A 13,141-nucleotide genomic window follows, 5' to 3' on the forward strand; every position below is an offset into this window, starting at 1 on the left:
TTATTTTTATTGAAGGAGGTTATTCAAGGTGGAACGGAATGAAGAACTTTTCTTAATAAAGTCTATAGCAGAAATGTTGAATAAAGAAACAAATATGGAAGTAATGCTTCAACAAGTATTAAAGCGAATTCTAGAACTAACGAATCTAAAAACTGGTTGGATATTTTTATTTGATGAGGAGAAGGAGTATCAACTTGCCGCTCATGCCTACCTACCTGAGGCGTTAGAACTTAAAGGAAGGAAGTATATGTGTGAAGGTAGTTGCCGGTGTATTCATCGCGGCCTTACCGGAAATTTAAAGAAAGCAACAAACATGATAGATTGTGAGCGAATAGAGCGTTCTATAAAAGAGAAGAGAGGGAATACAGAAGGAATTAAACTTCATGCATCTGTTCCTATTAAATTAGGTGAAGTCATGTTTGGATTACTGAATGTTGCTTCTCCAGGCAAATTGAATTTTGATGATGACGAGTTACATATTTTAGAATCTATCGCTTATCAAATTGGAACGGCATGTGAAAGGATTCGTTTATCAGAGCAAGAAAGATCCATGCTTGTACTTGAGGAACGGAATCGACTCGCTAGAGATTTGCACGATTCTGTAAATCAACATTTGTTTTCCATTATGTATACTGCAAGGGGGACAAAAAGCATTTCAGAAAATCAAACGATTACTAATTCATTGGATGAAATCTATTACTCATCAAAAGATGCGTTAGCTGAAATGAAAGATCTCATTTGGCAATTAAGCTCAGATCATATTAAAGAAGGATTAAAAATAAGATTAGTAAATTACTGTAAAACACTTGATTTATCGGTTTCCTATGAGTGTTTGGAAAATAAGATACCGGATTATTTAGAAACTGCTTTTTGGAAAATTGGACGGGAAGCCTTAAATAATATTAATAAACATGCAGAGTCTTCGAAAGTCATCATTCACGTCGGAAAAATAGAATCATTCTTCACATTAAAAATTGAAGATAACGGGTGCGGATTCAATATGAATGAGGTTTCAAATAGCGGATTTGGACTTACTAGTATGAGAGAGCGTGCAAAACTAATAAACGGGAATTGTCTTGTGACAAGCGAACCAAATAAAGGAACAGTCGTTTACGTGAAGGTCCCGATAAGAAAGGAGAGAAAAGAATATAATGAATCAATCAATTAAATTGATGATCGTGGATGATCATCCCGTAGTCCGAAAAGGTCTTACCTTTTTCTTTTCTCAAGATAAGCATTTTGATGTGGTGTCAGAAGCAACGAATGGTATTGAAATGATTCAGTCACTTGAACAAGGTCTTAATGTTGACATTATTTTACTTGATTTGTCTATGCCAAAAATGGGAGGTGTGGAAGCCACACGCAAAGTGAAGCTTGCTAATCCCGAGCAAAAGATACTTGTCTTAACTAGTTTTGAAGACGCAGAGAATGTTATTTCTGCTATCCAAGCAGGAGCAGATGGATATTGTTTGAAAGACACGGAACCTGAAAACTTAATTGTTGCAATTAAGCGTGTTTTAGATGGGGACAAAAATATTGATCCTAAAATTGCAAATCATTTGTTTGAACATGTCAGTGGTGAATCACCGGAATACAAAGCATTAAAAGCATTAACGCAACGGGAGAAAGAAGTTCTTATTGAAATAGCAAAAGGTAAAAATAATAGAGAAATCGCAGAAACACTATTCATCTCAGTAAGGACGGTGAAAACACATATAACTAATCTATTTTCTAAACTACCAGTAACTGACCGCACCCAAGCAGCCCTATTTGCAATAAAGCATAATTTGGTGAACGATGAGAAAAGTATGTGATAAATAAAAGACCATACCAATAAAATAACTATTCATATAAATAGACTTGGGAAACGTGAATTATCGCATCTTTAGTTTATTGATCCAAAGCTTTTCATTTAAAATTACATGTGTGATTACCGTTATATATTCATTAATTGAGATATACTAAGTTCAAATACTAATAGTATAAAATTTTTAAGCGAACTTCATCTGTATAAAGGAGATTATAAATGATTATTGACGTCGACTTTCATTTTATAGAGACTAACGGAATTAGACTTCATGTTGCTTTTGCTGGACCGGAAGATGGTCCACTTGTATTGTTACTTCACGGCTTCCCAGAGTTTTGGTACGGATGGAAAAATCAAATTGAGCCTCTTGCTAATGCTGGGTATCGAGTCGTTATTCCTGATCAGCGGGGTTACAATTTAAGTGATAAACCCGAAGGAATAGCTAATTATACGTTGGATAAGCTGCGGGACGATATCATTGGATTAATCAAAGCTTGTGGCAGAGAGAGCGCAACGATTATTGGCCATGATTGGGGAGGTGCTGTTGCGTGGTATTTGACGGCTACCAGGCCACAGTATGTAGATAAATTAGTTGCCGTAAATATCCCACACTTAAGTGCGATGAAAAAAACAATCCTTAGTTACCCTCCGCAATGGTTAAAAAGCTCATATATTTTATTATTTCAATTACCAGATATTCCGGAGTCATTTCTTAAATCAGATAACTATAAACGATTGACAGGGGCTCTTCTAGCTTCGAGTAAAAAAGGCACGTTCCATTCAGTGGATATCGATTACTATCATAGTGCCTGGTCGCAAGAAGGCAGTGTGACTGGAATGTTAACCTGGTACCGAGCAATGCGTTTTGCAAAGCTTCCTTCGGAGAAAATAGCTGTATCGACAAGAATTATCTGGGGTATGGATGATCAATTCTTAAGTGTAGAAAGTGCTAAAAAAAGCTTGAATTTTTGTGAGAATGGTGAACTAATCTTTGTTGGGGAAGCGACTCACTGGGTGAACCACGAGCAACCTGAAATTGTAACCAAGCTAATACTTGAGTTTATATAACTTTACTGGTGAAGCCATGAATGCTATTAATAAACTATATCAGAAAAGAAATGGGGAAAACAACGTTATGACTAAAATTGCCATTATATCTGATGTACATGGAAATATGACAGCATTAGAAGAAGTTCTTAGGGACATTCATTCAAGAGATATCGATAGAATTTTTTGTTTGGGAGATTTAATCGGCAAAGGCCCACAAGGATCAGAATGCATTGAATTAATTAAAAATAATTGCGAAGAAGTAGTTAGGGGGAATTGGGATGTATTTATTCAATTGCCTACGAAAGACCCGTTTATTCAATGGTTTCAAGATAAGCTTACTAAGCAGGACTATCATTATCTAAGCACATTACAGTTCCATCATGATCTTGAAATGAATGGACAGTTTATTCGATTTATTCATGCTTCTCCTAGAAGTGAGTTCGAACGTATTCTTCATATCGACTCACATACTAAACGAACATCGATGTTTGAAAATAGTGAGAAGACTAATTCAGAAATTTCTTCGAGAAAGCCTGATATCGTTTTCTATGGAGATATACATACAACGTTCTTACACACTTTTAAAGAAGGCATCCTTTGTAACGTGGGGAGTGTCGGAAATTCATTGGATTTAACGTCAGCGTCCTATGTCATCCTTGATGGGACGCATTCAAACAATGCTATTCAGTTTGTCCGGGTAGAATATGATCGAGAGACCGAGCTTAAAAAGGCGAAAGAGCTTGGATTGGCTCAATATGAAAAATACTATAATGAATTAATGTATGGGATATATCGTAATTCCAGAAAGTAAGTTAGCATAAACAATGATTGAATTTTGCGGTTAAGTCTATCATTTAGTATGTGATTCTAAAAGTATAAATGAATAGTTGCTAGAATTAAACGAAGTTACTTATAAAAACGATGGATGTTTTAAAGAAACACATAAATGCAATAAATATGTATAAGCACCATTTGACAGAATTTATATCATAAGACCATGGAGGTCGACTACATGGAAGATCAATCATTCATACAAAAAATAGAAGAATTATCTTTGAATGCTTTACCGGCGCTTCAAACACATTTGTTCGATGGGTGGGTGTTACGATTTGCTGATGGATATACGAAACGAGCAAATTCGATTAATGCGCTTTATTTCTCGAAACAAGAAGTGGAACAAAAAATAGACATAAGTGAGCAGATTTACGAAAAAAGAAACTTGAGAACAGTTTATAAAATTACTCCCCAAGTATTTCCGCAAAATTTAGATAAGAGTCTTGATGAAAGAGATTATGTTCTGGAGGGAATAACGAGTGTTCAATTACTCCCATTGGAAAAGATAGAGTTACATTCAGCGCAAAACGTTGAAGTATACGAGTATTTACATGATAGTTGGTTATCTGCTTTTTGCCGTTTAAGCAAAATAAAAGAAAACGACCAATCAACAATGAAGCAAATCTTAAGAAATATTGTACCTGGTATTTGTTACGCCATGGTAATCGATGACAATGGTAACGTTGTTGCCTGCGGGAGAGGCGTTCTGGAAGGCGAATACATAGGATTATACGACATTATTACTGATGAAAAATATAGGTACAAAGGGTACGGAGAAAAACTTGTGCTTCAGATTTTACAATGGGGAAAAGAGAGTGCAGCTAAATTTGCATATCTTCAAGTAATGATCTCGAATGTTCCGGCATTAAATCTGTACAGTAAAATAGGATTCGAGGAAAAGTACAGTTATTACTATAGAATTAAAAAGTAATTTTTTTGAGTCAGCACAGAGTGCTGGCTCCTTTTCCGAAATTTTTCCAAGAATTAAAAGTAACTTTAGCTAAACGGTTCGGATGGGCATATTAACCGAGTTCAAGTAATTAAATATTATGAATGTACACAATAAGTAAACAAAGTAGATTAAAAAGAAAACTTTGGATATTGTTGTTTTCGATTTTTGTAAATCTTGTATAATAGTAGTCACTATTGTAAAACGAATAACTATAAAATGGTATAATCAGATAAATGATAAGTTTAAGGAGATGGGGAAATGTTGCAAAACTCAAACGTGAAACCAATGCTGCTCAATTTTCCACAGGAATTTGAAACAGAACGCCTTTTAATAAGGCTTCCTAAACCAGGAGATGGCAAAGCTGTTAATGAGGCAATAAAAGAATCTATAAATGAATTAAAAGCATGGATGCCGTTTGCTCACAAGGAACCTACAGAAGAGGAAACAGAGATTAACATACGAAATTCTTACATAAAGTTTTTGAAAAGAGAAGATCTTAGATTGCTGGCTTTTCTAAAAGAAACCGGTGAATTTGTTTGTTCGTCCGGCCTGCACCGAATTGATTGGGAAGTACCTAAGTTTGAGATCGGCTACTGGGTAGATACTCGACATCGTGGTAAGGGTTATACTACTGAGGTAGTAGAAGGGATAACCAAGTTTGCGTTTAAAGAGCTGAAAGCAAGACGCTTAGAAATAAGGTGTGATTCTAAGAATTTAAAAAGCAGAGCTATTCCTGAAAGATTGGGGTACATTTTAGAAGGTATACTTAGAAATGACGAACTTTCTCTTGATGGGAAAGAGCTGACTGATACTTGTGTATTTTCAAGGATTAGTTTGGACTAAATAAAAGGTTTGTGTAGACGTTTCTTTTCAAGAGGAAGCGTTATCCGCTCTAGGCGGGCGCTTTCCGAGGGCAATCCTCACCCTTCATAATGAATCAGAACGAAGAAATAAAAACCTATTAGGAGGCCTCTGCTCCCAATAGGTTTTTAAAAGTTTTATTTTCTAGTTGCTTTTAAGACTACAGAATATGACTTTTTGTAAGCTTATTCATTTGAATCTGTAATATTTTTTATTTCTTCAGGGGAGAGGAGACCTTCATAAATTTGCAGATCATCCATTAACCCTTGATAAGGGGTATCCCAATAGTTTACACCTAAGCCAAATTTGGCTGAAGTATTCGTGAATACATTTGGAAAATCAGAACCTGTGTGTTTCTCTTCTCCATTAATATATATTTGAATGTTTCCGTCTGCTACTGTGAAAGCGAGATGGGTCCATTCATCAGTTCCTATCGTCATCTCAGTATTGGCATCATACCAAGTTGAGCTGCCTGACCAAATCATCGTATTTTCAAGATCCTCTGTCCCAGATGGAAGGAGGCTAATCCAGTTGTCTGGATCCGTTGCACCGAAGAAAGCAGTCGTAAACGGTGTTAGTTTTTCCGGTTTTAACCAAAGTGATACCGAATAAGCGTCGCTGGAAATAAGCCCATCTGGTAAACTAACCCCGGATTCGCCATCAAAGGCAGCTGCTCTGCCTAGTTGACCATCTTCAAATGTGATCGTACCGCCTGAATTATCAAGTCTATCACCAGTGGATGCACCTGATTCGAAGTTACCCGTGCTTTCTTCAAGGTCATTTTCAAACGGATAATGCGCGACTAAGCCAGCTTCTTTCGTTGGTAAAACGGTGAGCTCAAAACTTTTAGTTTCGGAGACGTCACCTTTTGTAATTGTTGCTGTAAGCGTTGCTGTCGCAAATTCAGCATCAACACCTGGTCGGTTGATTTCACCTGAATCCGTAACAACCGTTTCGTCAGAAGTTTCCCACGTAATCTCTGAATTGCGAGTACCTTCAACGGGAAGTGTTACGTTAGAGATAACATTATCAATGTCACCGAGACTCAAATCATTTGCGACATCTTCGACAATCTCTTCGTCTGTTTTATCAAGCATTTTGCTGCCCCAAACAGTGACGCCTTCCTGAGACATTGCTGTAAATGTCATCACGTAACTTTCTGAGCTATGGTCCCATTGTTCGATAAATACGCCATCATATGTCACGTTATCAATCGTGATTTCGGCTTGATTGTGACTGGTTTTTTTCCAAGAACCTTCCACTGCACCAGATATCTTGTTATTTTTGTTTAAAGAAATGTAGGAGGCTTTTTCGATATCACCAGTAATATCGCTTCCATGATTGATATACTGATAGTCACCGATCAAGTCTTGCCGGTTTACCTTAGCAAGTTCTTCCCCTGCATAACGATAAGGGGCGGCCACTAGCCATCCTTCTTTGTTCTCAAACATTTGGTGGACACGAAGCTCGTGCATTTCACCTTTGTCAGGGAATCGTGTATGAAAAACTAAGAATCTTTTTCCAGTATCGGGATCTGTAAAGATAGAGTTGTGACCAGGAGACATGTAACCGTAGCCATTTCCAGACCCAGGATCGCCGACTTTTCTTTCAAATAAGAAGTTACCCATTAATTTATTTCCGTGATCAGCATGTTCCAGAGAATCAGGTTTGTTTCCGGGAATTCCATTGTCTAATGAATCAGGTAAAATAGCCGGATCTCCAGCAGCATCTACATATGGACCTTCAGGATTCTCAGAACGGAAAGATCTCATTTGATACCCACCGTCAGCACCTAACCAGCCATATGTGACATACAAGAAGTAATAGCCAGTTTCCTCATCATAGTTTACGTATGGACCCTCACCTGAACGACCATATCCACCAGATATTTTAGTTCCAAAATAGCGGTCTATCATTCTACCATCTTCTGTCACACCATCTTTACCAGGATAGATTGGTTGACCTGTAGTCGGATCTACTTCGAGAATGAATATCCCACCTGCCCAAGAGCCGTAAGTCATCCACATCTTTCCGTCTTCGTCAAAAAACAAGTTAGCATCAATTGAATTGGTGAAATCATTGTAGTTGTATCCACCATTGTCTAGAAACCATTCATCTCTTATTCCTTCAATCGTACCATCTTCAATAAGGTCTGGAAGATTGGTATTTTTCCAGTTTTTATTTACATCGCTACCAGCATCTTTTATACCTTCTTTCTCATGGAAATCAGAATACATAATGGTATCGACGTAACTATATGGACCTTCTACATCTTTAGATACAGCATAACCGATGGCGGATCTTATATATGTTGATGAGGCACTGTAATACATCATATATGCGCCAGTTGAACCGTCTTCATGTTCGTAATGTTCATTCCAAACGGCTTCTGGTGCCCAAACAGCAAAACCACCGGCACTATCCGAGTCATCTTCACCTGCCCATTCAAACGAACCAGCTAAGTTTTCAGATAAGTCACCATATAAAGTGTTATCAGGGGTTGTATATCCGTTCGTAAAATTAGACCATTCCATTAGATCAGTTGATTTCGCAGCATCAATATGAGTACCGAAAGCATAATACGTATCTCCGGCTTTAATAATAGAAGGGTCATGAACGGAAGCCTCTTGAAAACTAGGCACCTCCTTTTGATTTTCTTGGTTTGGCTTATTGCTATTGGCATTATTTTTACCACTATAGCCTTGACTAAACACTGTAATAGGAATAATTAATAGTAATAGAAATAAAATAAGCCCTATTCTCTTTTTGGTTGTTTTTTGCATTCTACTTTCTCCTCTCTATAAAACAAAATGTAAACGCGATCATTTCTTCACACAAAAGTCCTTACATTCATAAAATCGAATCCCTTCCCTCCTTATTCAATTCAAGTAGAAATTAAAACATAAACATATTAATATATTTATGAATATATTAACGATACTATAAGTTGAAAGAACTAACAAGGGGAAATAATCACTTGGTAAGGGTAATTATATAGTTTATATAAACATTAATTATATTTTTTAACAATTAATTTTCATTAAATAAGCCCTTTTTCGAAAAAGAGCTTTAATTTTGAAGTTTTGTAAATAGTAAAGGAAAAATGATTTTAGAGGAGGGGAAAAAAGATGAATAATGCAGGAGATTCTCTAAACGGCATGATATATCTTTACTAATAAGGGATACTCTGATTTATATTACGGATTTTTTACTTGCCAGGTTGTATAGATGAGATAAATGAATAAATCAATAAATCAAAACTATACAAGATAATCCAGATGAAACTGAGCCTATTAAGTGCGTGAAGATTAAATAAAAGTGGAAACTCAGATAAGTAAGTATGAGTAAACATAAAAACTTTTAATTCACGTAAATACAAAGTTATACTATTGTCGGAAATAAGCCAGATAAAATGCACAAAAACTATGGCTATAGTATGAATGAGAAAGAGATTTTTTCGGTAATTTACATACGAATATAAATCTTCATTCATGACGGATCGGTGGTGATTAGTGAATTTAGATAAAAGATATTTATCGAGACGCTGAATATCAGCACTTCCTAAAGTCATCGCATAGATGATAAACAGGATTATAATGATTTGAAACAAGGAAATATGTTTTGTTATATAGTAGTCAATAAAAACCAAACCAAACTGGAAAATCGTACAAAAGATAATCAAGGTTAAGAACAATCGATTTAGTCGGACGTATCGAAGAGTATAGCGATTAAAAAGAAATATACCTAAAAAAAACCAAGTAAGCCCTTCAGATATAACAAATAATAGCCATTCATTTACATACAAATAAGACACATAATCCACCTCACTGTTAGTGAAAGTGTATGTCCACATTGTTTACAGTATGTTCATTAGATTAATGCAAAGGTATACAATTTAGGGTGCTAAAAGTATATGCAAGAAATTGTATTCAAAGTAGAGTAACCCTTACAAATTATAGATGGTGAAAAGTCGATATTTAATTTCACTTAATCCTAATTTACTCTCCACATCATCCTCATCTTTCACATATTCCTTAAGGGATTCAACCTCTAGTTCAAGTTCATGGTAATAATCAATGGTACCTAACATTAATAGTTTCAACTTCTGTTTTTCATAATTTTTTTGAAATTTGTTCACATTCGAAAGCGCACCGTCCCATTCTTCCTTATCAATTTGCTCGTACAAATTATGAATATCGTTAAAGAGTGCCTCATCCGTTTTGGATTGGAAAATCTGAGCTGTTGAACACCCAGAAACCATGCATAAAGTTATCAACAATCCCAGACAAAGAATTAAAATTTTTCTAGTCAAAGTAAACACTCCTTTAAATTAGTAAATGATGTATGTTTCTTTATAGATTGCCCAATAATGGAAAAATAGTACGTATATTTAAAATAAGGGGGAATAATAGTGACTGAAATAGGAACAGTCGTTATAAGAGGGATACTTGGCTTTATCGTGTTATTTATTTTAGCAAGATTAATGGGTAAAAAGCATTTGACCGATATGACCTATTATGAATATATTGTCGGAATTGCTATCGGTAGTATTGCTGCGGAACTAACATTCGGAACGCAAGTAAGAGTATCTAATTTTATTGTTGGGATGATTATTTGGGCTCTCTTACCAATGATTATTTCGCAAATAGAATTGCGGTCTTTTGGATTTAGGAAATTTTCAGAAGGTAGTCCGACAGTCTTAATCGAAAAAGGGAAGGTCTATGAAAAAAATTTAAAAAAAGTAAGCTTAACAATTGATGAACTCATGATTCACCTGAGACAGAAAGATGTGTTTAAATTATCCGATGTTGAATCAGCAGTCATGGAGAAAAATGGTCAAGTAAGTGTAATGAAACATAGCAATGTCCAGCCAATAACGTCTAAAGATATGGGAATGCCGGTACAGCCGGAACATCAACCTCGTATCGTTGTTATGGATGGAAATCTGATGGAAAAAAATTTAAGTGAGCTCGGATACAATCAAGAATGGCTTTTAAATGAACTAAACAACCAAGGAGCAAATTCATTTTCTGAAGTATTTCTTGCACAAGTAGATTCAAAAGGGAATGTATATATTGATTTATATAATGATCAACTTGAAATGTCGCAAATAAAACAGAAACTGTTGTTAGCTGCAAATATAAAACAACTACAAACAAATTTAATGAACTTCTCTTTACAAGCTGAGAATGAAGAAGCGAAAGAGATGTATAAAAACCAGGCGCAAAACATGGAAACTTTGCTAGATAATATGACCGCTTATTTAAAAGAGTAATGAGGTTATTTATACAAAACTTTTTTAGCCATTAGTTTAGAATAAGGACGATCAGACAGTATAGGAATCTGCATGGAATACGTTTGCTCGTAGAAGAGTCTCCTTTTTTAAAGGGGATCCTAATTCTTCATAGTTATTAAGTAAGTCAATCTATTTAGCGATCATAATGGCAAAAAAACCAACGCCGACGATATAAAGTATGATACTGTAAAGCTTACCTAAAACTGTTTCAGGAGCAAAATCTCCATAACCAACTTGAGAAATAGTTGTCATAACAAACCAAAAACCATTAAATAGAGAATTAAATTCAGTTGGTTCTAATAAATACATGATTAGTGAACTTATAATGATAAAACCGAAACCGCTTACTATTAGAATCCAGTGCTCTATATTTATAGTTTTATCAAGAACTTTTTTAATCAGGCTAAAAATCATCGTTTTTCTCCCTATTGAATGAATGGCGAGGCAAAGGTCTGTGAAAAGACCTTTGCTACATCATTCCGAAAAATGTTTACTTATCATTTGTCATACAAATTTGTACGGTTCTCGGCTCGCTTATCTGCTTCATCAGCTCTTTGTTGCGCTTCCTTATCTTCATGGTCAGCTTGTTTCGGGTCATATTGAACATCTTCATTTTTGCCTACAGGCAAGTCGTCTTCTAAAAAGGAAGCAACGGCACCTTCATGTTCCTTGTTACGTTTATAACCTTTGTCAAGTTGTCCGGCATTTTCAATATCTCCAGACATGGTATACCCTTCTATTTCAACATTTCCAGTTGTTCCGTAAAGACCCATTCCGCCTAAATCGGCGGTGAGATTTTCGTGATTCTTGTCTTTGTTTTTATCTTTAGCCATTTGAGTACCTCCTTTAATAATACAAACACAATGTAATACACCTTATTGTCCTTCATCTAACCGGTGAGTATTCATTTAGAGGGAAATGTCTCCTTTATAATCTTTAGTGTGATTTTTCATTCTTTTCTTCATATGCTACTAATATAATCTCTTTATTCGAATCACTTCGCAAATCCTTCTCAAAAAATTCGAGATCGTTCAACTGCTCAGGACTAAGATCCGCTGCCGTAAATCGTTCTGGTTCTCTGTTTTCCACAATTAGTTCCTCCTTTATTAGGTGTGTAAAAACCATAATTTATTATTCGTTTGAAGATATGTTTCTATACTTGAATTCGCTCATTCTAATGGAGATTAACCGGTGAGTCATATATTATATAATTAGGAGGGGAGAGGCGACAAAATTAAAGGTAATGGAAGGAGTGACAAGTCATGATGGTTCAAGAACAAGATGAGACCCCTAAAATCATCATTTCAGGAGCCAATAGTGATTTAGCGAGACATTTAATCAAAGAATTACAACAAGATTTCCAGATCGCTGCACTCGCAGCATCTGTTCCGAAACAAGAATTTTTTTGTAAGAATATCATTTGGCGATCCTGTAATCCTTTGATGTTATGGGAAGTAGAGCACTGCATAGAAGAAGCTGATTACGGTATTTATTTTGTGCAATCATTACATACAATCAATCATTTAACACAAGCAAGGACGGAAGATCTGAATATCATTGCTGCTGATAATTTTGCACAGACGGCTAAGAAAAATAGATTGAAAAAGATTATTTATATTCGTTGTCCAGTTGAGAGAGAACATAAAAATTCCAGGAACGAGATAATACAAGATGAAGCGGAAGCTGTTATGCGCTCATACGGTATTCCTGTAACGACTTTGAGAACAGATGACATCGATGAAGAATCAGTATCATTAAATAAAGTTACCCTCGACTTAAAAAAGAATTTAAGTAACAAACGTGTTGGTGATAAGCAGTTAGGTACAAGCCGTCATGAAAAAGATAAGATATCCGAGTCCATTGTTAATGAAAATCATTCTGTATGTTCTGTGCAAAAATTACTGTTGCCAGATAGAAAGAATGCACAGTGGATGGCTTTTTACTATATGGAATGGTTGTCAAAATCGTTGAATCCACTAATTAAGGTGAAACAAGACTTCGATAACAATTGTTATATACATACAGTTTTCTTTAAAAAACCTTTGCTGTCATTTAGCTATTTAAAGGATAGAAGTAAACCAGATCATGCTTTATTTACGATAAGTGGGGGGATACTTGCCAAACGTATGCCATTTGAACAAGGTACACTAGAATTCAGAAAAATTCCAGGGAAAGAAGAATGTTTAGCTGCAATACATGATTTTATACCTTCGCTGCCTTGGACTTTTTACCTCATAACCCAAGCAAAAATACACCTGATGGTGATGAAAAGATTCAAGAAAAATTTAGAAAAACTTAGATAAAGTATGTTCAATGAAAATGTAAAAAGCAGTTCCTTGAA

At 35.5% G+C, this 13,141-nt stretch carries 14 protein-coding genes; 8 read left to right on the forward strand and 6 right to left on the reverse strand.

Annotation, left to right across the window (positions count from 1 at the left end):
• The first annotated feature begins 28 nt into the window (after nucleotides 1-28).
• The 6 genes from CEF18_RS04550 (at nucleotide 29) to CEF18_RS04575 (ending at nucleotide 5,486) form a co-directional block, all read left to right on the forward strand.
• Complete coding sequence (locus CEF18_RS04550) at nucleotides 29-1,168, forward strand: GAF domain-containing sensor histidine kinase (RefSeq protein ID WP_110935406.1); 1,140 nt, start codon at nucleotides 29-31, stop codon at nucleotides 1,166-1,168.
• Nucleotides 1,152-1,814, forward strand: a complete 663-nt coding sequence (locus CEF18_RS04555) for a response regulator (protein ID WP_110935407.1) — start codon at nucleotides 1,152-1,154, stop codon at nucleotides 1,812-1,814. The genes CEF18_RS04550 and CEF18_RS04555 overlap by 17 nt, the downstream gene beginning before the upstream one ends.
• Nucleotides 1,815-2,029: 215 nt before the next feature.
• Nucleotides 2,030-2,875 carry an alpha/beta fold hydrolase gene (locus CEF18_RS04560; RefSeq protein ID WP_407690409.1) on the forward strand — a complete coding sequence of 282 codons (846 nt, stop codon included), beginning with the start codon at nucleotides 2,030-2,032 and terminating at the stop codon, nucleotides 2,873-2,875.
• Nucleotides 2,876-2,942: 67 nt separating this feature from the next.
• The gene (locus tag CEF18_RS04565; RefSeq protein WP_110937583.1) at nucleotides 2,943-3,668 is read left to right on the forward strand and encodes a metallophosphoesterase family protein; all 726 of its coding nucleotides are present in this window, start codon (nucleotides 2,943-2,945) and stop codon (nucleotides 3,666-3,668) included.
• Nucleotides 3,669-3,869: 201 nt separating this feature from the next.
• Complete coding sequence (locus CEF18_RS04570) at nucleotides 3,870-4,622, forward strand: GNAT family N-acetyltransferase (protein WP_110935409.1); 753 nt, start codon at nucleotides 3,870-3,872, stop codon at nucleotides 4,620-4,622.
• Between the two features lie 297 nt (nucleotides 4,623-4,919).
• Nucleotides 4,920-5,486, forward strand: coding sequence for a GNAT family N-acetyltransferase (locus CEF18_RS04575; protein ID WP_110937584.1), 567 nt, complete (start codon nucleotides 4,920-4,922; stop codon nucleotides 5,484-5,486).
• 203 nt (nucleotides 5,487-5,689) lie between these two features.
• Here CEF18_RS04575 and CEF18_RS04580 read toward each other — a convergent pair whose 3' ends face one another.
• From CEF18_RS04580 to CEF18_RS04590, 3 genes are all read right to left on the reverse strand, one after another.
• Nucleotides 5,690-8,287, reverse strand: a complete 2,598-nt coding sequence (locus CEF18_RS04580) for a LamG-like jellyroll fold domain-containing protein (protein WP_110935410.1) — start codon at nucleotides 8,285-8,287, stop codon at nucleotides 5,690-5,692.
• 425 nt (nucleotides 8,288-8,712) lie between these two features.
• Nucleotides 8,713-9,318, reverse strand: coding sequence for a hypothetical protein (locus tag CEF18_RS04585; RefSeq protein ID WP_110935411.1), 606 nt, complete (start codon nucleotides 9,316-9,318; stop codon nucleotides 8,713-8,715).
• Nucleotides 9,319-9,450: 132 nt separating this feature from the next.
• Nucleotides 9,451-9,816, reverse strand: a complete 366-nt coding sequence (locus tag CEF18_RS04590) for a DUF4363 family protein (RefSeq protein WP_110935412.1) — start codon at nucleotides 9,814-9,816, stop codon at nucleotides 9,451-9,453.
• 99 nt (nucleotides 9,817-9,915) lie between these two features.
• Here CEF18_RS04590 and CEF18_RS04595 point away from each other — a divergent pair, with 99 nt between their 5' ends.
• Nucleotides 9,916-10,779 carry a DUF421 domain-containing protein gene (locus CEF18_RS04595; protein WP_110935413.1) on the forward strand — a complete coding sequence of 288 codons (864 nt, stop codon included), beginning with the start codon at nucleotides 9,916-9,918 and terminating at the stop codon, nucleotides 10,777-10,779.
• A gap of 150 nt (nucleotides 10,780-10,929) precedes the next feature.
• Here the strand turns inward: CEF18_RS04595 and CEF18_RS04600 are convergent, their stop codons facing one another.
• The 3 genes from CEF18_RS04600 to CEF18_RS25735 form a co-directional block, all read right to left on the reverse strand.
• On the reverse strand, nucleotides 10,930-11,214 hold the full coding sequence (locus CEF18_RS04600; RefSeq protein ID WP_110935414.1) for a potassium channel family protein: 285 nt from the start codon (nucleotides 11,212-11,214) through the stop codon (nucleotides 10,930-10,932).
• 83 nt (nucleotides 11,215-11,297) lie between these two features.
• A complete protein-coding gene (locus CEF18_RS04605) occupies nucleotides 11,298-11,633 on the reverse strand; it encodes a YfhD family protein (RefSeq protein ID WP_223292230.1) in 336 nt (111 codons plus the stop codon).
• Nucleotides 11,634-11,736: 103 nt separating this feature from the next.
• On the reverse strand, nucleotides 11,737-11,889 hold the full coding sequence (locus tag CEF18_RS25735) for a hypothetical protein (RefSeq protein WP_183041018.1): 153 nt from the start codon (nucleotides 11,887-11,889) through the stop codon (nucleotides 11,737-11,739).
• A gap of 173 nt (nucleotides 11,890-12,062) precedes the next feature.
• On the opposite strand from CEF18_RS25735, the gene CEF18_RS04610 reads away from it, so the two are divergent.
• Entirely contained in the window at nucleotides 12,063-13,103 is a 1,041-nt protein-coding gene (locus CEF18_RS04610; RefSeq protein WP_110935415.1) for a Rossmann-fold NAD(P)-binding domain-containing protein, read from the forward strand.
• Nucleotides 13,104-13,141 lie beyond the last annotated feature (38 nt).

It is taken from the genome of Salipaludibacillus neizhouensis, assembly GCF_002886185.1.
GTDB lineage: Bacteria > Bacillota > Bacilli > Bacillales > Salisediminibacteriaceae > Salipaludibacillus > Salipaludibacillus neizhouensis.

Excerpts from the sequence above, each read along its gene's own strand:
- CEF18_RS04555 (WP_110935407.1), top strand. The coding sequence starts at position 1,152 with ATGAATCAATCAATTAAATTGATGATCGTGGATGATCATCCCGTAGTC.
- CEF18_RS04605 (WP_223292230.1), bottom strand. The coding sequence starts at position 11,633 with ATGGCTAAAGATAAAAACAAAGACAAGAATCACGAAAATCTCACCGCC.
- CEF18_RS04570 (WP_110935409.1), top strand. The coding sequence starts at position 3,870 with ATGGAAGATCAATCATTCATACAAAAAATAGAAGAATTATCTTTGAAT.
- CEF18_RS04610 (WP_110935415.1), top strand. The coding sequence starts at position 12,063 with ATGATGGTTCAAGAACAAGATGAGACCCCTAAAATCATCATTTCAGGA.
- CEF18_RS04600 (WP_110935414.1), bottom strand. The coding sequence starts at position 11,214 with ATGATTTTTAGCCTGATTAAAAAAGTTCTTGATAAAACTATAAATATA.
- CEF18_RS04565 (WP_110937583.1), top strand. The coding sequence starts at position 2,943 with ATGACTAAAATTGCCATTATATCTGATGTACATGGAAATATGACAGCA.
- CEF18_RS04580 (WP_110935410.1), bottom strand. The coding sequence starts at position 8,287 with ATGCAAAAAACAACCAAAAAGAGAATAGGGCTTATTTTATTTCTATTA.